Source organism: Bradyrhizobium ottawaense, assembly GCF_002278135.3.
GTDB classification, from domain to species: Bacteria; Pseudomonadota; Alphaproteobacteria; order Rhizobiales; family Xanthobacteraceae; genus Bradyrhizobium; species Bradyrhizobium ottawaense.
On record NZ_CP029425.2, the window covers coordinates 1,720,696 to 1,739,887 of the forward strand.

14 protein-coding genes and 1 pseudogene are annotated in these 19,192 nt (G+C 64.7%); 9 read left to right on the forward strand and 6 right to left on the reverse strand.

All coding sequences use genetic code 11. The features are described from left to right. Positions 1–446 precede the first annotated feature (446 nt). The gene (locus tag CIT37_RS08265; protein WP_095426753.1) at positions 447–2,264 is read left to right on the forward strand and encodes a DEAD/DEAH box helicase; all 1,818 of its coding nucleotides are present in this window, start codon (positions 447–449) and stop codon (positions 2,262–2,264) included. Positions 2,265–2,282: 18 nt separating this feature from the next. Here the strand turns inward: CIT37_RS08265 and CIT37_RS40180 are convergent. Continuing rightward, positions 2,283–2,467, reverse strand: a pseudogene (locus CIT37_RS40180) (hypothetical protein); the annotation flags it as partial. 219 nt (positions 2,468–2,686) lie between these two features. Beyond that, positions 2,687–3,238: a TetR/AcrR family transcriptional regulator gene (locus CIT37_RS08275; protein ID WP_028140454.1), complete on the reverse strand. Its 552-nt coding sequence runs from the start codon at positions 3,236–3,238 to the stop codon at positions 2,687–2,689. Between the two features lie 115 nt (positions 3,239–3,353). Here CIT37_RS08275 and CIT37_RS08280 point away from each other — a divergent pair, with 115 nt between their 5' ends. Both CIT37_RS08280 and CIT37_RS08285 read left to right on the forward strand, forming a co-directional pair. Next, positions 3,354–4,208 (forward strand): oxidoreductase, encoded by an 855-nt coding sequence (locus CIT37_RS08280; protein WP_095426752.1) that lies wholly within the window; start codon positions 3,354–3,356, stop codon positions 4,206–4,208. Positions 4,209–4,278: 70 nt separating this feature from the next. Next, positions 4,279–5,298: an NADP-dependent oxidoreductase gene (locus CIT37_RS08285; protein WP_028140452.1), complete on the forward strand. Its 1,020-nt coding sequence runs from the start codon at positions 4,279–4,281 to the stop codon at positions 5,296–5,298. Between the two features lie 156 nt (positions 5,299–5,454). On the opposite strand, the gene CIT37_RS08290 is transcribed toward CIT37_RS08285, so the two are convergent. Beyond that, the gene (locus CIT37_RS08290) at positions 5,455–6,408 is read right to left on the reverse strand and encodes an alpha/beta hydrolase (protein WP_049801859.1); all 954 of its coding nucleotides are present in this window, start codon (positions 6,406–6,408) and stop codon (positions 5,455–5,457) included. Between the two features lie 995 nt (positions 6,409–7,403). Between CIT37_RS08290 and CIT37_RS08295 the strand changes: the two genes are divergently transcribed. Further along, on the forward strand, positions 7,404–8,894 hold the full coding sequence (locus tag CIT37_RS08295; RefSeq protein ID WP_095426751.1) for an amidohydrolase family protein: 1,491 nt from the start codon (positions 7,404–7,406) through the stop codon (positions 8,892–8,894). A gap of 3 nt (positions 8,895–8,897) precedes the next feature. Further along, positions 8,898–9,824 carry a CobW family GTP-binding protein gene (locus CIT37_RS08300; protein WP_095426750.1) on the forward strand — a complete coding sequence of 309 codons (927 nt, stop codon included), beginning with the start codon at positions 8,898–8,900 and terminating at the stop codon, positions 9,822–9,824. A gap of 19 nt (positions 9,825–9,843) precedes the next feature. Here the strand turns inward: CIT37_RS08300 and CIT37_RS08305 are convergent, their stop codons facing one another. Then, on the reverse strand, positions 9,844–10,221 hold the full coding sequence (locus CIT37_RS08305) for a tautomerase family protein (RefSeq protein WP_028140448.1): 378 nt from the start codon (positions 10,219–10,221) through the stop codon (positions 9,844–9,846). A gap of 160 nt (positions 10,222–10,381) precedes the next feature. Here CIT37_RS08305 and CIT37_RS08310 point away from each other — a divergent pair, with 160 nt between their 5' ends. Beyond that, a complete protein-coding gene (locus CIT37_RS08310; protein WP_028140447.1) occupies positions 10,382–10,981 on the forward strand; it encodes a TetR/AcrR family transcriptional regulator in 600 nt (199 codons plus the stop codon). Positions 10,982–10,984: 3 nt separating this feature from the next. On the opposite strand, the gene CIT37_RS08315 is transcribed toward CIT37_RS08310, so the two are convergent. Both CIT37_RS08315 and CIT37_RS08320 read right to left on the reverse strand, forming a co-directional pair. Then, positions 10,985–11,452, reverse strand: a complete 468-nt coding sequence (locus CIT37_RS08315) for a hypothetical protein (protein ID WP_028140446.1) — start codon at positions 11,450–11,452, stop codon at positions 10,985–10,987. An 11-nt stretch (positions 11,453–11,463) separates the two neighbouring features. Continuing rightward, positions 11,464–11,964 carry a hypothetical protein gene (locus CIT37_RS08320; RefSeq protein WP_028140445.1) on the reverse strand — a complete coding sequence of 167 codons (501 nt, stop codon included), beginning with the start codon at positions 11,962–11,964 and terminating at the stop codon, positions 11,464–11,466. A 285-nt stretch (positions 11,965–12,249) separates the two neighbouring features. Between CIT37_RS08320 and CIT37_RS08325 the strand changes: the two genes are divergently transcribed. The 3 genes from CIT37_RS08325 to CIT37_RS08335 all read left to right on the forward strand — a co-directional run bounded on the left by CIT37_RS08325 (position 12,250) and on the right by CIT37_RS08335 (position 19,133). Then, complete coding sequence (locus CIT37_RS08325; RefSeq protein ID WP_095426749.1) at positions 12,250–13,932, forward strand: methyl-accepting chemotaxis protein; 1,683 nt, start codon at positions 12,250–12,252, stop codon at positions 13,930–13,932. A gap of 161 nt (positions 13,933–14,093) precedes the next feature. Beyond that, on the forward strand, positions 14,094–15,815 hold the full coding sequence (locus CIT37_RS08330; RefSeq protein WP_095426748.1) for an AMP-binding protein: 1,722 nt from the start codon (positions 14,094–14,096) through the stop codon (positions 15,813–15,815). A 12-nt stretch (positions 15,816–15,827) separates the two neighbouring features. After that, positions 15,828–19,133 carry an acetyl-CoA carboxylase family protein gene (locus tag CIT37_RS08335; RefSeq protein ID WP_161966351.1) on the forward strand — a complete coding sequence of 1,102 codons (3,306 nt, stop codon included), beginning with the start codon at positions 15,828–15,830 and terminating at the stop codon, positions 19,131–19,133. Positions 19,134–19,192 lie beyond the last annotated feature (59 nt).

Consider the following 19,192-nt stretch of genomic DNA (forward strand, 5'->3'; position numbering starts at 1 on the left):
ATCACCTCCGATGCGGAATGCAAACCATCCACCGTGAGGTCGACCCTGCAGACTCTCGCCATACGATGGGCGGCTGCCTGACTAGAGACTCAACATAGGTCTTCCATCCGCAAGCTGCAAATCATCATCAGATAGTCGGATAATCGCCTCCTCTTTCGAACCGGCTCTTGCTGCGCTCCGTTTGGGCACCAGGTCTCGCCGAAGTTGTATGGCAATTTCAATTACATAAGAGTTCGCGATGTCCTGAGCGGCGCGCCGGACAAATCCTAAGCCATTGAAAACCTGCACACTCTGGGCAACCATGTGAGCCTGGAGAGACCGCTCTGCTACGCACGTAGCCTCACAGGATGGTCCGCAATGGCGACTTCGGGTCACATGCAGCGCGCTTCGCGAACATCCGCTCCCATCGTCACGCCGGATGCTCAAATCAACCTCGCGGTCGCAGCATGGCAATCCTGATCCCCAGTCTGGGCTTCGCGCGCTTCGACAGCCGTGGAGAGCTACGACTCGCGGAACGGCTCAAGGACTTCCTCGAAGAGAACGCCGTCGTTTGGCACAACCTCCCTGTTGGCCCTCTCAACCGGCATCCGGATTTCATTATCGTTCATCCCGCGAGCGGCCTGCTCGTGCTCGAGGTGAAAGACTGGCGGCTGGAGACGATCGTTTCGGCGGACAAGACCAAGGTCGAGTTGCTGACAAGTCGTGGTGTCGTACGGGAGACCAATCCCCTCGAGCAGGCTCGCAAATATACGTTCGAGGTCGTGCGCACCTTGGAGCGCGATGGGCAATTGCTGTTTCCGCCCGGTCATCGCTACATGGGCCGATCCCTTCTTTCGTTCGGCTTCGGGGCCGTGTTCACGAATATCACGCGCAAGCAGTTCGACCAGACCAATCTCAAGGATGTCTTCGTCGAGCATTTATGTGTGTTCAAGGATGAAATGACGGAGGGCGCCGATCCCGAAGAATTCCGGTCGAGATTGTGGCGCATGGTTTATCCGCGTCTCGGAGAACCTCTATCGATGCCGCAGTTCGACCGGCTGCGTGCGCTGCTCTTTCCAGAAATACGCATACGACAGATTGCCCTGCCTCTGGACGACGCGACTGGGGTCGATCCTGCGGACCGGACGCTTGCGGTCATGGATATGCATCAGGAGCAGTTCGCGCGCAGTCTGGGAGAGGGGCATCGGATCATTCGCGGCGTCGCCGGATCGGGCAAGACGCTGATCCTGGCCTTCCGGGCCGAGTATCTGGCGCGCGCGGCGTCAAAGCCGGTGCTCATCCTGTGCTACGCCAATGGCATCGCCGGGCGGCTTGAGGATGCCATGCAGAGCCGGGGCGTAGAGAACCGCGTTCAGGTTCTTACCTTTCATTCCTGGTGCTACCGGATGCTGCGGACGTATGGGATTCCCGCCCCATCAGAGCGAGACTATCCTGACTACGCAAAGCGACTGGCTGCGAGCGTTTCAGAGGTCGTGAAGGCTGTAGATGAAGGCCATATCCCGGCGGAGCAGTACGACGCTGTCCTGATTGACGAGGCCCACGACTTCGAGCCGCAATGGCTCGCGCTTGCGGCCAAGATGGTGAACCCGCGCACCAAGGCGTTGATGGTCGTCTACGACGACATCCAGGCCATCTACAAAGGACGTGAACGCCCGGTGTGGAGTCAGCTCGGCATCGAAGCCAAGGGCAGAACGACCGTGTTGAAAGTCAACTACCGCAACACGGCGCAAATCGTCGCCTTCGCGAGACGCTTCGCTGCAGACGTCATTGGCGCTCCGGGCATCACGGCCGACGATGAGCACGCCATCCTGTTGCCCGAAGATGCGGGTCGGCAAGGACTGGAGCCGGACGTTCGGCGGTGCGTGAGCGTCGACGCAGAAGCTCACTGCGTCGCCGAATGGTTTCTCGATCGGAAAAAGGCCGGGTACGAGTGGTCGCAGATGGCGTGTCTCTATCCGGAGCACTGGATCGGCGGGCGGGTCGCGCAGATACTCGCCACGCATGGCGTGCCGATCGATATGGCCAAAGACAATCGCAACAGAGTCTCGATCAAGCGGGTGGCCGTGCGGTTCTTGAGCATGCACAGTGCGAAGGGGCTGGAGTTTCCCTGCGTCGCCATCGCTGGCCTGGGCTTGCTCGGCCGTCACGGTGAGACCGTCGAGGAATGCGTCCGATTGACCTATGTCGGGGTGACCCGGGCGACTCACGAGGCGCTCCTGACCTATTCGAGCGAGTCCGCCTTGGTGCAGCGTTTGATTGCGTAGACTGGCACAGCCGCTCCCTCACGCCGTCGTGCCGTCGATCGAGCGGCGGATCACCTTCTGCACTTCCCCATTCGACAGGAACAGGTCGTGGTTGATGATGCCCAGCCTTCCTGGGAGGCATCGACCACGCGCACGCCGAGCCGGGCGATGGCGGCTTTCTCGGCGGCGCCGACCCGCGTCATTCCGCCTGCGATCGATGTCGATGTCGGGCGCAATTATGGTGACAGTGCACTCAATTCGCTCCATCGTCGCTACTCGATAGCGGAGAGCTGGCTCATTATGGAAATCCAATTGAGTACACTGTCACTTGTAATTCTGATGATTGCGCGAAGGCGAGACAGACCATCTCGCCTCCCATGGAAATGCAATCAGTGGCAGCTGCTGCATTCGCAGCTTCGACTAGCGGTGAATTGAGTGCCCCGTCACCCCGATAGCGAATTCCTCGTCGCGCGAAGTATCTCGTCCGACAGCTTGGGATCGTTCACCGCCCGGGCGAGGACCAAGGCCCCGACCAGGGAGGCGGTGGCGGCGAGCGCCTTGTCCCTACTCTGCCGTGGCTTCAGCGTGGAGGCCATTCGGCCGCTCAGGAAAGCGATCGCGCCCCGCACGCCGGCCGTGAAGCGCTCTCTCACGCCGCGGCTCTGGCGCGACATCTCGCAAGCCAGGGCGGCAAAGGGGCAGCCGCTTGCCGGATCGTCGCGATGGGCCGGCGAGAGGTAGTCCGAAACGTAATCGTCGAGAGCAAAGGCCTCGGGCAATTCCTGCGCCTTGGCCGCGATCGCGTAGGCCACCGCTTCTTCGACGAGCCGTTCCTTGGAACCGAACTGACTGTACAGGCTGCCGTGTGTCATCCCGGCCGCCTCGGCAAGAGCATCGACACCCACGCCGGAGATGCCGCGCTCGCGCATCAGGCGGGAGGCGGTATCGAGGATGCGCTCGCGATTCTTCGCCGCCTGTTCTTTTGAAACGCGCATGTTCGCTGGTCCTCAATCACGGGGCTTGACAATTATAATTACGGTCGTCATGTATATCAATAGTTACGATCGTAATCAAAATGTTTCTAGCCGAGTGGTGGCGCCGGAGAGGCTTATGAACAGGATTGAACCGAAGATCGCGCTGGTGACCGGCGCCTCGTCAGGAATCGGACAGGCCACGGCGGAGCGGCTTGCGAACGCCGGCTATAACGTGTTTGGCACCAGCAGGCGGGGCACACAGGCTGGCAAGCATCCGTTCGAGATGCTGTCACTCGACGTGACCAGCGATGCATCGGTAGAAGCAGCCGTCAGCGAAGTGATACGGCGCGAGGGCCGCATCGACCTGCTCGTGAACAATGCCGGCTTTGGTGTTGCCCCTGCGGGGGCGGAAGAGAGCTCGATGGATCAGGCACGAGCGATCTTCGACACGAACTTCTTCGGGCTGATCCGGATGACGCGGGCCGTCGTGCCACACATGCGACGCCAGGGGAGTGGCCGCATCATCAACATCGGCTCTGTGCTTGGCTTTCTACCGATGCCGTATGGCGCGCTCTATGCCGCAACCAAGCACGCGGTGGCCGGCTACTCGGAGTCGCTCGACCATGAACTGCGCACGAGAGGCATTCGGGTCTCGGTGATTGAGCCCGCGTACACCAAGACGCCGTTCGACGCGAACTTCCTGGAGCCCGATGCCAAGCTCGATGAATATCGCGAGGCGCGCGCGGGCGTGACCAAGAAGGTGAACGAGGTGATGGCAACGGCCGAACAGCCGGCCGTAGTGGCCGAGACCGTGCTGAAGGCGGCGAGCGCGATGCGGCCGCAAGTCCGGTACGCGGCTGGCAGCCTCGCGAAGCGCCTGCGATTCTTGCGGCGATTTGCGCCAGTCGGCTTGGTGGATGCCGGCATACGAAAAGACCTGCGTCTTGATGTGCGGGCGTCGCAGTCCGCCCGCACCGCCCGGGCCTTCTGACCGCAACAACCGGCGTACGCGCGGCCACTTGCCACCGCGACTGCAAGGAACCTTCGGACCGAGAGGGAAGATGAAAGCTCTTGTCTTCAAACGTTACGGCAAGCCGAATCAGGTCGCATTGGCTGAAATTCCCCGGCCGACGCCCAAGCCGAACGAAATTCTGGTCCAGGTTCACGCCGCGGGCTTGAACCCGATCGACAACATGATTCCGAAAGGAACATTCAAGCCCATCCTCAAGTTTCAGCTGCCGGCAACGCTGGGCAGTGATCTTGCGGGCGTCGTCGTCGAGGTCGGAAGCAGCGTGACCCGCTTCAAGCCGGGCGATGCCGTCTTCGCCAGCATCTTCGATTTCGGAACCGGTGCTCTCGCCGAATTCGCGCGCGTGCCGGAGCATGCCGCCGCGCTCAAGCCGCCAAACCTGGACTTCGTGCAGGCGGCCTCGATCCCGATGGTCGGCCTGACATCGTGGCAGGCGCTCAAGGAGCGCATGCGTCTCAAGCCCCATCAGAAGGTGTTCATCCCCGCGGGCGCCGGCGGGATCGGCACCTTTGCGATCCAGCTCGCGACATATCTCGGAGCCCGGGTGGGAACGACGACCAGCACAGGAAATGTCGATCTGGTGCGCAGCCTCGGGGCTGACGAGGTGGTCGACTACAAGACACAGCAATTCGAGGACGTGCTGCGGGACTACGACGCCGTGCTAGGCACGGTCAGGGGCGATGCGCTCGAAAAATCGCTTCGGATCCTGAAGCCGGGAAGCACGATAGCTTCGCTCATCGGGCCACCGGACGCCGCGTTCGCGCGCGCCCGAGGGATGAACTTCTTCATGGTGTTCCTGTTCGGATTGCTGAGCCGCAAGATCATTCGCCATGCCGGCAAGATTGGCGCGGAATATTCATTCCTGTTCGTGCATCCCGACGGTAGCCAACTCGCCGAGATCGGCGAGCTTCTCAAGGCCGAGCGCATCCGGCCGGTGATCGACAAGGTATTTCCGTTCGAACAGGCGAAGGCGGCGCTGGCGTATCTCGAAAAGGGGCGAGCCAAGGGGAAGGTCGTAGTCCAGATGAGGTCAAGCGCCAATTCTGGCTAACAAAACGTCCATACCGCGTCCAACAACGAGGTGTTTCGGAAGGGCCCGGGGAGCGCCATTTCGTCGGCCACCCCCAGAATTCGGCCGCCTTCCCCTCGTAGCCGCGACGACGATGCTCAGGAGCCAGCTTTCGCATGGCTCGGCGCAGCCACTCTCTCACGCCGTCGTGCCGTCGATCGAGCGGCGGATCACCTTCTGCACCTCCGAATTCGACAGGAACAGATCGTGGTTGATGATGCCCCAGCCTTCCTGGGAGGCATCGACCACGCGCACGCCGAGCCGCGCGATGACGGCCTTTTCGGCGGCGCCGACCCTGGTCATTCCACCTGCGATCTGGCCCGACAGCGCGAGTGCGCGGTCGTTCGTCGCGGCGATCACGGTGATCTTGCCGGCCAGCGGACCGATGCGCTGGATCGCCGACGAGAACACGTCCATGTCGATATCGGGCGCGGCAAACACGACCGCGCCGATCTTGCTCGTGACGGTGTCGCCGTATCGCGCATGGAGCTGACGCAGGCTTTCGAGCGTCAGCATGGTTCCCATGCTGTGGGCGACGATGTGCACGCGGCCGGCGCTTGGCGCCGACACGAGCGCGGAGAGCACGCGTTCGAAATCGTCGCGCGACCACATCGCGCTGTCGCGGTCATAGGCATAGTCGAACAGGCCGGCCTTGGAGGGCCAGGAGAACACCATCGTCCGGCCGCGGAACTTGATGCCATCGGAGAGATGGGCGCCGTCCAGCACGGCCGTCTCGAATGTCTGCTTGAAGCCGTGCACATAGATCAGCACGTCGCCTGTCCCGGCCTGCGCGGCGAGATCGCCAGCGTCGGCCGGCACCGGTTCGACCCGATCAAGGCGCCAGTCGCCAAGTCCAACGGAGGCGAGGGACAAACGGCTCTCGTCCGGCGCCGCCAGCTTGGCCCGCGCGACCGTCATGGCCGTCGCGCGTTCCGGCCCAAACCAGGGTTTGGCACGGGCGCCGTTGACGGGCTTGCGCGTGGTGGTGACAAGCACTGTCGGGTCAAGCGAGAGCGACGACGCGTCGAAGCGCGCGCCGGTTGCACCCAGGCCAGCGCATCCGCCGAGTGCGACGGCACTTCCTGCCGACATAAGCCCGCCGAGGAAAGCGCGGCGCGAAACGGAATGACGGGAGTCGCGTTGCTGAGGACGTCGGACGATCACTGGGAACCTTTGGGAACTTTGCCCACCTCAGGCCGCCCCGCCTAGCTCACTGAATGACAATGCAGGCGAGAAGACGGCGGAGCCGCTTCGCGGCCGGTTCAAAAGTCATGGCCTTCGAACAGGTGCCGCATCAGCCGATGATGCCGATCGCGTGGAGCGTGCACAATCGCGCAAGGCTTACTCCGTGGCTTTCGCCGCGTAGGCCCCGCCCCGTAAAGCGAAACAGGCCAAAGTTCTGTCAACCCCTCCTCACAAAAATATTCTACTTTACCGAAATTCGGATTTGTCGTATGTGTCGGCCATCCCAGCCCACCAAAGGGGCGGTCGTACGTCGTTTCGAACGCGGGCGGGGAGTTGCGGTGGACGCGGGCGGCGTTAAAGGCGGAGCTTGCGCGTGCAGGGCGAGGTCATCTCGTGAGCAAGCGTGACCCGCGAAGACGAACGGCGCCCCTGCGTACGGCGAAACCGTGTGGTCCTGGCCGTCGTTGCTACGGTCAAGCCTTTCGCGGAGATGCGAGCGAGCCCAACCGGGCAGACTGCATCATCCAATTCGCGGGGCGAGGGAGGCCAGAAGGAAAGTTCGGCTCCCGGGAGAGCGCGGCATATTGGCCGTCAAACCATCGCGCAGGGAAGGCCTGGTATCGGCTGCCCTGTGTCTCCCCTGTGCATTGCGTGTGCATTTGTTCAGCACGGGGGTCTATACGGGTGCCAGCCGGCGCCCGGCCTTCCCTGCGCCCTTTCTTTCGAGAGGGTGAGGAGAGCAGCATCACTCGGGCAAAACATGCCGCGAGGACGCGGGCGCGCGTCCGCGGGTTGCCTGCCAGATGACCTTCCGTGCGAGCATGATGCGTCGGCTTCAGTGGAGGTGGTCGTCGCTTCCGGAATCTGCCTTGATGCGATTTCGAGGTGGAGGGAGTGACGATATGAGCGGCTTGGTGATCTCTGGCGGCCGGGTGGTAGATCCCGCGAGTGGGATGGACGCCGTCGGCGACGTGGCGGTGGTGGACGGCAAGGTCGCCGCGGTCGGCACGGGCCTCGGCGGCGCCGAGCGGGTGATCGACGCGACCGGGCTCGTGGTCGCCCCCGGCTTCATCGACCTGCACGCCCATGGCCAATCCATTCCGGCGGACCGCATGCAGGCGTTCGACGGGGTGACGACGACGCTCGATCTCGAGGCCGGCGTGCTGCCGGTCGGGTCCTGGTATGAGCGCCAGGCGAGAAAAGGCCGCGTGCTGAACTATGGCGCCGCCACCAACTGGGCGTTTGCGCGCATCGGCGCAATGACCGGCTCCAATGCGGAGAGCTCGCTGGAGGCGTTCGGCAACGCCATGCGCGACCGCCGCTGGATGGACAACGTGGCGAGTGATGCGGAGGTCGCCGGCATTCTCGAGCGTCTTTCGCGCGGTCTCGATGAAGGCGGCATCGGCGTCGGCATCCTCAATGCCTACGCGCCGGGCGCCGGCGTGCAGGAGCTGACCGCGGTCTGCCAGCTCGCCGCCGCCAAGGACGTGCCGACCTTCACCCACGTCGCCTTCATGTCGCGCATCGACCCCGAGAGCGCGGTGGAAGCCTATATTCGCCTGATCGGCTATGCCGGCGCCACCGGCGCGCACATGCACATCTGCCATTTCAATTCGTCGAGCAAGACCGACGTCGAGCGTTGCCGCGTGCTGATCGCGAAGGCGCAGGCGCAGGGCCTGCCCATCACGGTCGAAGCCTATCCTTACGGCACCGGTTCGACCGTGCTGGCCGCCGCCTTCTTCAGCGACCCCGAATTCGTCGAACGCAACGGCACCGGCTACGATTCCGTGCAGCGCGTGACCGACGGCTATCGCTTCCATGACCGCGAGGAGCTCTTGAAGGCGCAGGCCGAAGAGCCGTCCTCGCTGGTGCTCTGGCACATCCTCGACATCGATAACAATGCGCATCACCGCGACCTGCTCGACATGTCGGTGCTGTATCCCGGCGGCGCGATCGCGTCCGACGCGATGCCGTGGACGACGTCGGACGGCAAGACCTACACCGGCGATGCCTGGCCGCTGCCTGACGATGCCACCTCGCATCCGCGCTCGGCCGGCTGCTTCACGAAATTCATCCGCGAATGGGTGCGCGAGCGCAAGACCGTGTCGCTGCTCGACGGCGTGCGCAAATGCGCGCTGATCCCGGCCGAAATCCTGTCGCAGAGCACGCCGGCGATGCGCGCCAAGGGCCGGCTGACGAAGGACGCGGACGCCGACATCGTCGTGTTCGACTACGAGAAGCTCTCGGACCGTGCGACCTTCACGGCGATGAACCGTCCCTCCGAAGGCGTGCGGCATCTCGTGGTCAGCGGCGAGGTGCTGATCAGCGACGGCGTGCTGGACCTCGCGGCGCGGCCGGGTAAGCCGGTGCGCCGCCCCGTCGTCGGGGGTTGACCCATGCCGGTCCCCATTCTCCTTGTGACGGGCTTTCTGGGGGCGGGCAAGACCACGGTCGTGAACCATCTGTTGGCGCATGCGGAGGGACGGCGGATCGCCGCAATCGTCAACGATTTCGGCGCCATCAACATCGATGCGGAGCTGATCGCGGGCGCCAGCGACGGCGTTGTCAGCCTCGCCAACGGCTGCATCTGCTGCTCGCTCGAAGGCGATCTCCTGCGCACGCTCTCGACACTGCTGCGGCGAGATCCGAAGCCCGAACATATCGTCATCGAAACCAGCGGCGTTGCCGATCCCGCCGACATCGTCCGCAATCTGATGGACCCCGTGATCCTGCGCGAGGCGCCGCTGGAGACGGTGCTGTGCGTGATCGACGCCGCGACACCGCCGGCCGCTCTGGACGATGCCCTCCAGCGCTCGCAATTGCGCGTCGCCGATATCGTGGCGCTGACCAAGCTGGATCTGGCGGAAGAGGGCGCGGGTGCGCGGATGCGTCAGGCCATCCGCGCCTTGCGCCTTCCCGCCGTGGTGGTCGAGGCGCGGCATGGCGAGATTCCGTCCGCGCTGCTGTTCCCCGCGAACGTCGAGCGTGCGCCCGCGCCGCGTGATCCGGGCCCGAAACGACCGGCAGAGGAGCGCTTCGAGACGCTGAGCTGGACCTCGGACCGCCCGATCTCGCTGCCGCGCCTGCAGCAGGCCATCGGCAAGCTGGCGCCGAAGCTGGCGCGCGCCAAAGGCCTGTTCGAGACGGTCGAGCAGCCGGGACGCCAGATGGTGTTTCAGTTCGCCGCCGGCCGCGCCACGCTGGCCCCGGGCGATGCGCCGGCGGCGGGCGTACCGCGGACGCGCATCGTGTTCATCGCCGAGCTCGGGGTGCTCTCCAAGGCCGAGCTCGACGGCATCATGGAGGCGTGCGTTGCCGAATGAAGCTGCAGTCTGTGCCGTCTCACGCGAATTGGGCGACGCCGTTTCCGATCGACCAGTTCTCCGCGGGGGCGTCGAGCACGTTGACGAACACGTCCTCGGGCCGGATGCCCGGGCTTTCGCCGAGCAGGTCGGCGATGCGGCGGTACAGCGCTTTCTTCTGCTCGGGAGTGCGCGAGGCGAACACCGTGATCTGGATCAGCACCGCGTCGTCGCTGCGCGCGACGCCGTAGGCATTGCCGCAGCGGAAATTCGCCGGCTCGTGCTCGCTGATGGTCATGAACTCGTCGCCCTCGGGCACGCTCAGCGCCTCGCGCATGGCGCGGTAGAGGCCGTCGAGAATCGCCTGCCGGTAGGCTTGCGGCTTGCCGGCGCGCATCGAGATGTGGAGCAGAGGCATCGCGCGTCCCTTTGCATGCGGGCCCGACCAGCAGGGCGAATGCGTGCGCCGCTGTTCGGCCCAGTGTTGAAACGGACTATCAATTCCAATTGGTTTTTGACACGATGTCGAGAAAGCATGTTCTTGACGTCGTGTCAAATACTTCCAAAAGGAGCCGAGCTTGCGGCCGCGCGAATTCGATCATGACGAGGTCCTGCGCATCGCGTTCGACCAGTTCTGGCGCAAGGGCGTGCGCGGCACCTCGCTGTCGGACATCGCGCGCGATGCCGGCGTCCAGCGCGGCAGCCTCTACAACGCCTTCGGCAGCAAGGAAGCGCTGTTCCTGCAGGCCTATGAACGCTATGCCGGGGATTATCTCGCAGCGCTGCAGAAGGCGCTCGGGACGGGCTCCTTGCGCAAGCGCCTCACCGCGTTCTTCGATCTGACCATCACCAATTTCCGCTCGGGCACGCCGCCGCGCGGCTGTCCGACCACGCGCGGGCTGATGGAGCTCGGCGCCGCGGAAGGCGAGGGGTTGGACGAAGACGCGCGCCAGGTCTTTGCGGGCCTTATTTCGCGTATCACAGCACTGGTTCAGGACACGTTGTCGGCAGGCGCCGAGCGCGGCGAGTTCAACGGCAATGCCGCGGCCGCGGCGCTGCACATCGTCACCGTGACGCGCGGCCTCGCCGTGCTCGAACGTGCCTTCGGCGACGAGCCGCAATTGCGCAAGATCGCCGCGCACACCATCGATCTCGTGCTCGGCAGGAAAGGCGGCTAGATGTCAGCACAGAGCAAGCGCGTTGACCGCCCGTGTCGCCGCGGCTTCCTTGCCCGAGCCGACGAACGCGCAGACGATGGATTCGAGCTCGCCCGGCTGCTTGCGGCGCGCGACCGCCAGCAACCGCATCAATTCCGTCTCGTCCTTCGACAGCCGACGACAGGACGGCGGCATGAAGCACAGTTCGCATGGCCGGCCGCTGCGCAGGATTCTGACCAGCGCGGCAGCCCGCGCCACCAGCAGCGGACTGTCGGCAATGCCAGGCGCCTCGTCGGCAAAGCGATAGGCGGCCTCCCAGCAATCGGAGGCGCCGGTGGTGTAGGCCGCTCCGATGAAGCGGAACAGCGACAGCGCGACGCGGCAGAAATCATCGTAGCTGTCGACGCAGGGGCGCGCTCCAAGCGCGGCCTGGAGCGGACAGAGCCGCGATTGGCCGGCGTCCGGCACAGAACCGCAAATATCCGGGGTCATGACCGATCTCGTCAGTGCAATGTCGGGCTTCCGACCAGCCAGCTCTTCATCGCCATGGTCCGGTCATGGTCGAAGGATCGCACCTGCCGGTCGGGCAGGATGAGACCAGCCATGCGGAAGATCGTGGCGAGACCCCGCACGGGCGCCAGCGCCCAATCGGCGCCGACCGGCGGCAGCCAGCTCTCGAACCGTTCGCGCACGATGTCGATGCGATCCTGTTGTGCCGCGGCGATGGCCTGCAGAATCCCGCGCTCGCTGTCCGACATGCGCGGACAGGTCGGGCAGTGCACCTCGATCGCGGTGTGGGCCGTGCAGGCGAAGATCTCGATGATGGATTCCAGCGAGAGCACGGCATCGCCCACGCGGAAATGGTCGTACACCTCCTGGACATCGGCTGCGGTCGGAACGGCGCCGCCGCTGCGTGCCTTGGCCCGGAATCCCCAGATGAAGAGCCGTTCCGCCGCACTGAGCGCGGGAAGATCGACAGACCCTGATGATGTCGATTGATGCATGAAACCTCTGGCCCTTGGCTGCGCTCACGCCACAGCTGGCGCTGATTGTCTGCATCGATCGTTCTGCCGGAGCCCGCCCCAAGTCAACGCTCGCAGGGGCGATATCGAGGTCTTCTAGTTTTGAAGAGGTTTATATTCGAAGACGGGCGCGGCGCCGCGAGGGCGCGAAAGCCGTGCGCGGCGGCCGGGCCTCGGCGGCCGCTTGGGGAACCCGAATGCTTAAAGCTTTGCTAAGAGGATCGGGATAAATTGGCATGTCTGTCCCGCCAAATTTCGTGAGCTCCGATGATTTTCTCCCGCATCAGTTTCAAGCTGGTCCTGATTGTCGGCATCAGCCTTCTCGGCATGATCGCCCTCGTGCCGATCGCGCTGTCGACCCTGCGCACGCAGATGGTCGCCGATCGTCAGGCCAAGACGCAGCAGATGGTCGATGTCGGCTACGGCATCCTCGCCCACTACCAGAAGCTCGAGAGCGACGGGAAACTCCCGCGCGAACAGGCCCAGGCCGCCGCGATCGCCGAGATCAAGAGCCTGCGCTACGACAAGGTCGAGTATTTCTGGATCAACGACATGGCCCCGAAGATGGTCATGCATCCGATCAAGCCGGAGCTCGACGGCAAGGATCTGTCCGGGATGAAGGATCCCGCCGGCAACGCGCTGTTCATGGGCTTCGTCGACGTCGTCAAGAAGCAGGGCGCGGGCTTCTACGGCTACCTCTGGCCGAAGCCCGGCTTCGACCAGCCGGTCGGGAAAATCTCCTATGTGAAGGGCTTTGCGCCCTGGGGCTGGATCATCGGCACCGGCATCTATCTCGACGATGTCGACGCCGTGTTCCGCCAGGCTGCGACGACGTTCGGCTACGTCTGTCTCGCCGTGCTGGTCCTGGTCCTCGGTGCGTCCTTCGTGATCGGCCGCAGCGTGACCCGGCCACTGGCAAAAATCACCGCGCTGACCGAGCGGCTTGCCGCCGGCGACAGCGCGTTCGAGGTGCCCTATACCGACCGCAACAACGAGGTCGGCGGGCTCGCCAAGGCGCTGGCCGTGTTCAAGGACAATGCGTCGGCCGTCGGGCGGATGCATGCCGAGCAGCAGGAGCTGAAGCAGCGGGCCGACGGCGAGAAGCGCAAGGCGATGACCGATCTCGCCGGCAAGTTCGAGGCGAGCGTTCAGGCCGTCGTCCGCGACGTCTTCAACGAGGCGCGCGCGATGCAGCAGGCAGCCCAGGGCATGTCGGAAACCGCGGACAAGGCGACCGACCGCGCGAGCTTCGTCGCCTCCGCCTGCCAGCAGGCCTCGAGCAACGTGCAGACGGTGGCCTCCGCCGCCGGCCAGCTGTCGTCCTCGATCTCGGAGATCAGCCAGCGCGTCGCACAGGCCGCGACGGTGGCCGACAAGGCCGCCGCCGACGGTCAGCGCACCAACGACACCGTGCAGGGGCTGGCAGCGGCCGCGCACAAGATCGGCGAGGTCATCGACCTCATCAACCAGATCGCCTCGCAGACCAATCTGCTCGCGCTCAACGCCACGATCGAGGCGGCGCGGGCGGGCGAAGCCGGCAAGGGCTTTGCGGTGGTTGCGAGCGAAGTGAAGTCGCTGGCGAGCCAGACGGCAAAAGCGACCGATGAGATCGGCGCTCAGATCACGGCGATCCAGGCCGAGACCAATCAGGTCGTCGGCAACATCGAGAGCATCCGTGCCACCATCATGGAGGTCAACGAGATCTCCTCATCGATCGCCGCCGCGGTCGAGGAGCAGGGCGCCGCGACGCAGGCGATCGCACACAGCGTGCAGGAGGCGGCCTCCGGAACCGACCAGGTCTCGCAGAACATCTCCGGCGTCAGCGACGCGACCGCGGCGACCGGCCAGGCCGCAGGCCTCGTGCTGCAATCGAGCGGCCGCCTGACGCAGAAGCTGCAATCGCTCGAAAACGAAGTCAGCGCTTTCGTCGCGGGCGTGCGCGCGGCGTAACGAGAAGCGCTGCAAGACGACTTTCTTTTTCCGCGTCGCGGCATCGGCCGCGACGCGGATGCTGTTTTTCTTGACATGACGTCTGCCGTGCTCGACGTGTAGCGATGTCGATTGACGGCACGTGCGTGCCCTCGAAAAGAAAAGCAACACGGAAAGACGTCATGAGCGCGGGCCTCAACGAGAAGGATTATCTCGCTACCTTGCGTGGCCTGTGGGACAAGGCCTGGCCGAACGGCATGCCGCGTTCGCCGAATTATCTGCACGGCGAAGTTCCCTTGACGGAATATCTGCGCGCCTGGGCGAAGCGCAGTCCGGAGCGGCCTGCAATCATATTCTACGGCCACGTCACCACCTACGCCGATCTCGACCGGCAGAGCGACCGCTTTGCGGCGCTGTTGCAGGCCAAGGGCGTCGGTAAGGGCGATCGTGTCGCCGTGTTCCTGCCGAACTGCCCGCAATTCCACATCGTGTTCTTCGGCATTTTGAAGCTCGGTGCGATCCATGTCCCCGTCAGCCCGCTGTCGCGCGCGTTCGAGCTGTCCTACGAGCTCAACGACACCCAGGCCGACGTGATCGTGGCGCTCGACCAGCTCGTCCCCGTCGTCGAGCAGGTGAAAGGCGAGGTGCAGCTGCGCGAGATCATCGTCACCAGTTTTGCCGACGTCATTCCGAAGGCGCCCGCATTTCCCACGCCGGACTCGATCCGGACGCCGCGCGTTTCGGTCCCGGACGCGACCGATCTGCTGCCGGCGCTCGCCGCAATGCCTACACCCACGTCGCTGCCGCCGCCTGGGCTCGATGACGTTGCCGCGCTCAACTACACCGGCGGCACCACCGGCATGCCCAAGGGCTGCGTCCATACCCATCGCGACATGGTGTACACGGCCGCGGCCAATTACGGCATCTCGGTGCTGTCGGACGAGAGCAGCGTGTTCCTGTCGTTTTTTCCGGAATTCTGGATCGCCGGCGAGAACTTTGGCCTGATCTTCCCGCTGTTCTCCGGCGCGACGCTGGTGCTGCTGGCGCGCTGGGATGCCGTCGGCGCCATGGCCGCGATTGACAAATACAAGGTCACCATCACCGCGATGCCGGTCGATGGCGCGGTCGAGCTGATGGACCACCCGCGCTGGAGCGAGTTCGATCTGTCGTCATTGAAGCAGGTCCGCGTCGTCTCCTTCGTCAAGAAGCTCAACGCCGACTATCGCAAGCGCTGGAGGGATCTGACCGGTACGATCCTGATGGAGGCGGCGTGGGGCATGACGGAGACCCACACCTCCAACACCTTCACGGCCGGCTTCCAGGACGACGATTTCGACCTCAACAACCAGCCGATCTTCGTCGGCCTGCCGGTCCCCGGCGCCGAGTTCAAGATCACCGATTTCGAGACCGGCGCATTGCTGCCGCTCGGCGCGGAAGGCGAGATCCGCGTACGGACGCCCTCGCTGCTCAAGAGCTATTGGAACAAGCCGGAGGCGACCGCCGAGTCGCTCGTCGACGGTTGGCTGCGCACCGGCGATATCGGCAACATCGACAAGGACGGCTTCCTGCACTTCCTGGGCCGCCGCAAGGAGATGCTGAAGGTCAAGGGCATGAGCGTGTTTCCGCCGGAGATCGAGGCACTGCTGGGCCAGCACCCGAAGGTGCTAGGCTCGGGCGTGGTCGGGCGCGACGATCCTGACAAGGGGCAGGTGCCGGTGGCCTATATCCAGCTCAAGCCTGAGGCGGTCGGCACCATCTCTGCGGAAGATCTGCGCGCCTGGTGCGCCGAGCGCATGGCCGTCTACAAGATCCCGGAAGTGCGTATTATCGATGCCCTGCCGCTGACGGCCACGGGCAAGGTGAAGAAGCAGGATCTCGACCCGAATCTTCCTGCTGCTGTCTGAATGAGAGAGACGATGTCGTTCAAGAAGCTCCTGATTGCCAATCGCGGCGAGATTGCCATCCGCATCGCGCGCGCGGCGGCCGACGCCGGCATCGCGACCGTCGCGATCCATCCCGCTGATGATGCGCTGTCGCTTCACGTGCGTGTTGCCGACGAAGCGGTCGAAATCCCCGGCCGTGGCGCCAGGGCCTATCTCGACATCGATGCGGTGGTGACGGCGGCAAAGAGCGTCGGCTCCGATGCCGTGCATCCCGGCTACGGCTTCCTTAGCGAGAACGCGGCATTCGCCAACGCGTGCGCCGATGCAGGACTCACCTTCGTCGGCCCGAAGCCGGCCGCGCTCGAACTGTTCGGCGACAAGGTCGCGGCACGACAACTGGCAAAGCGTTGCGGCGTGCCGATCATTGCCGGCACCAGCGGGCCGTCCTCGCTGGAGGAGATCACGGCGTTCTTCAGCTCCCTCGGCAGCAATGCTGCGATCGTGATCAAGGCCATGGCTGGCGGCGGTGGGCGCGGCATGCGCGTCGTCGAGAACGCGGCCGATCTCACGGAGGCCTATGCGCGCTGCCAGTCCGAGGCCAAGGCTGCCTTCGGCTTCGACGGTGTCTATGCCGAGCGGCTGATCCGGCAGGCGCGCCATATCGAGGTGCAGATCATCGGCGACAAGCACGGCGCGATCTCCCATCTCTGGGAGCGCGAATGCACCATCCAGCGCCGGCACCAGAAGCTGATCGAGGTGGCGCCGAGCCCCTCGCTGAGCGAGCCCTTGCGCGGCCGAATCATCGAGGCGGCGAAGCAGCTTGCGACAGCGGCTGCTTACGACAATCTCGGCACCTTCGAGTTCCTGGTCGACGGCACGGCCGAGGACAGCTTTGCCTTCATCGAGGCCAATCCGCGGCTTCAGGTCGAGCACACCGTGACGGAGGAGGTACTCGGGCTCGACCTCGTCCGCGCCCAGCTTGCGGTCGCGGCGGGCAGCACACTCGCCTCGCTTGGCCTTGCGCAGGGATCGATCCCGAAGCCGCGCGGCCATGCCATGCAGCTCCGCGTCAACATGGAGACGCTGGACGCATCAGGCGCGACGCATCCGACCGGCGGCGTGCTCGCTGTTTTCGAGCCGCCGTCAGGGCCGGGCGTGCGCGTCGATAGCTTTGGTTACGCCGGCTACAAGACCAGCGCGGCCTTCGACTCGCTCCTCGCGAAAGTCATCGTGCATACGCCGGGCGAAACCTGGCATGATGTCGTTGCAAAAGCCTCGCGCGCCTTGCGCGAGTTCCGGATCGACGGCGTGGTCACCAATATCGCCTTCCTGCAGGCGGTGCTGGCGCATCCTGATTTCAGGACCAACCGAATCGCGACCGACTTCATCGATCGCAATATCGCAAAGCTCGTCGATGCCGCCGACGGTGCGGCCAAGCCGCTCTACTTTGCGCCGACCGAAGGAAGTGGCGTTTACGGCGCGGAGACGCATGTCGCGCAGATCGTGCCTGAAGGCACGGTGATGGTCGCAGCGCCCTTGCAAGGAACCATCGTCACCATTCAGGTGAAGGAGGGCGAGATCGTGCGCCCCGGCCAGCAGCTCGCCGTGATCGAGTCCATGAAGATGGAGCATCTCGTGATGGCCGAGCAGGGCGGCCGGGTGACAAAACTCGCCGCCGGCGACGGTGCCACGCTGCTGCATGGCGAGGCGATCCTCTATCTGGAGCCGCTCGACGTCGCGGCCGACAGCACGACGGCCGAAGCCGATATCGATCTCGACCACATCCGCCCCGACCTCGCCGAGCTGATCGCGCGCCAGGCCAACACGCTGGATGCGAATCGCCCCGCCTCGGTCGAGCGCCGCCGCAACACCAATCAGCGCACCGCGCGCGAGAACGTCGCCCAGCTCGTCGACGAAGGCTCGTTCATGGAATACGGCAGCCTTGCCATCGCGGCGCAGCGCCGCCGCCGCAAGCTCGACGATCTCATCAAGAACACGCCGGCCGACGGTCTCGTCATGGGCGTCGCCACGGTCAATGGCGAGAAGTTCGGGCCCGAGGGTGCGCGCTGCATCGTCGCGGCCTATGACTACACCGTGCTCGCGGGCACGCAGGGGCACATGAACCACAAGAAGATCGACCGCATGCTGACCTTGGCGGAAGATTGGCGCGTGCCGCTGGTGTTCTATGCCGAAGGTGGCGGCGGCCGGCCCGGCGACACTGATCGGCTCGGCATGACCGGTCTCGACGGTCCGTCCTTCGTGCAGTTCGCAAGGCTCTCCGGCCTCGTGCCCGTGATTGGTGTCGTCTCCGGCTATTGCTTCGCCGGCAACGCCGCGATGCTCGGCTGCTGCGACGTCATCATCGCCACCAAGAACGCTTCGATCGGCATGGGCGGTCCTGCGATGATCGAGGGCGGCGGCCTCGGCGTCTATCACCCCGCCGAGGTCGGCCCTGTCTCGTTCCAATCGCCGAACGGCGTCATCGACATCCTCGTCGAAGACGAGGAGGAGGCGACAAGGATCGCGCAAAAATACCTGTCCTATTTCCAGGGCGCGGTGACGGAGTGGGAGGCCGCCGACCAGCGCCTGCTGCGCCGGGCCATCCCCGAGAATCGCCTGCGCGTCTACGATATCCGCAGCGTCATCGATCTCGTCGCCGACAAGGATTCCGTTCTGGAGCTGCGCCGCGACTACGGCGTCGGCATGATCACCGCGCTGATCCGCATCGAGGGAAAACCGTTCGGCCTGATCGCCAACAATCCGCGTCACCTTGGCGGCGCCATCGATGCCGATGCCGGCGACAAGGCCGCGCGCTTCCTCCAGCTCTGCGACGCGTTCGATTTGCCCGTCGTCTCGCTCTGCGACACGCCCGGCTTCATGGTCGGCCCGGAAGCGGAGAAGACCGCGATCGTGCGCCACGTCTCCCGCATGTTCGTCACGGGCGCGAGCCTCACCGTGCCGCTGTTCGGCATCGTGCTGCGCAAGGGGTATGGCCTCGGCGCACAGTCGATGATCGGCGGCGGCTTCCACGCCTCGTTCTTCACCGCGGCCTGGCCGACCGGCGAGTTCGGCGGCATGGGGCTGGAGGGGTACGTCCGCCTCGGCTTCCGCAAGGAGATGGAAGCCATCGCCGACCCCGAGGAGCGCGAGACCTATTACCGCAACAAGGTCGCCGAGCTCTATGCCAACGGCAAGGCGGTCTCGATCGCCTCGGTGTTCGAGATCGACAACGTCATCGACCCCGCCGAGACGCGGCGCTGGATCATGGCCGGACTCCGTTCGGTGCCGAAGCCGCCGGCCAGGGCCGGGAAGAAGCGGCCGTGCATCGATACGTGGTGAGGGCGGTGCAGCAATAGCTGCGTTTCGGTTCCGGATTGACATCCCCGCCTGTGGTGCCA

Excerpts from the sequence above, each read along its gene's own strand:
- CIT37_RS08265 (WP_095426753.1), top strand. The coding sequence starts at position 447 with ATGGCAATCCTGATCCCCAGTCTGGGCTTCGCGCGCTTCGACAGCCGT.
- CIT37_RS08275 (WP_028140454.1), bottom strand. The coding sequence starts at position 3,238 with ATGCGCGTTTCAAAAGAACAGGCGGCGAAGAATCGCGAGCGCATCCTC.
- CIT37_RS08280 (WP_095426752.1), top strand. The coding sequence starts at position 3,354 with ATGAACAGGATTGAACCGAAGATCGCGCTGGTGACCGGCGCCTCGTCA.
- CIT37_RS08285 (WP_028140452.1), top strand. The coding sequence starts at position 4,279 with ATGAAAGCTCTTGTCTTCAAACGTTACGGCAAGCCGAATCAGGTCGCA.
- CIT37_RS08290 (WP_049801859.1), bottom strand. The coding sequence starts at position 6,408 with ATGTCGGCAGGAAGTGCCGTCGCACTCGGCGGATGCGCTGGCCTGGGT.
- CIT37_RS08295 (WP_095426751.1), top strand. The coding sequence starts at position 7,404 with ATGAGCGGCTTGGTGATCTCTGGCGGCCGGGTGGTAGATCCCGCGAGT.
- CIT37_RS08300 (WP_095426750.1), top strand. The coding sequence starts at position 8,898 with ATGCCGGTCCCCATTCTCCTTGTGACGGGCTTTCTGGGGGCGGGCAAG.
- CIT37_RS08305 (WP_028140448.1), bottom strand. The coding sequence starts at position 10,221 with ATGCCTCTGCTCCACATCTCGATGCGCGCCGGCAAGCCGCAAGCCTAC.
- CIT37_RS08315 (WP_028140446.1), bottom strand. The coding sequence starts at position 11,452 with ATGACCCCGGATATTTGCGGTTCTGTGCCGGACGCCGGCCAATCGCGG.
- CIT37_RS08320 (WP_028140445.1), bottom strand. The coding sequence starts at position 11,964 with ATGCATCAATCGACATCATCAGGGTCTGTCGATCTTCCCGCGCTCAGT.
- CIT37_RS08325 (WP_095426749.1), top strand. The coding sequence starts at position 12,250 with ATGATTTTCTCCCGCATCAGTTTCAAGCTGGTCCTGATTGTCGGCATC.
- CIT37_RS08330 (WP_095426748.1), top strand. The coding sequence starts at position 14,094 with ATGAGCGCGGGCCTCAACGAGAAGGATTATCTCGCTACCTTGCGTGGC.
- CIT37_RS08335 (WP_161966351.1), top strand. The coding sequence starts at position 15,828 with ATGTCGTTCAAGAAGCTCCTGATTGCCAATCGCGGCGAGATTGCCATC.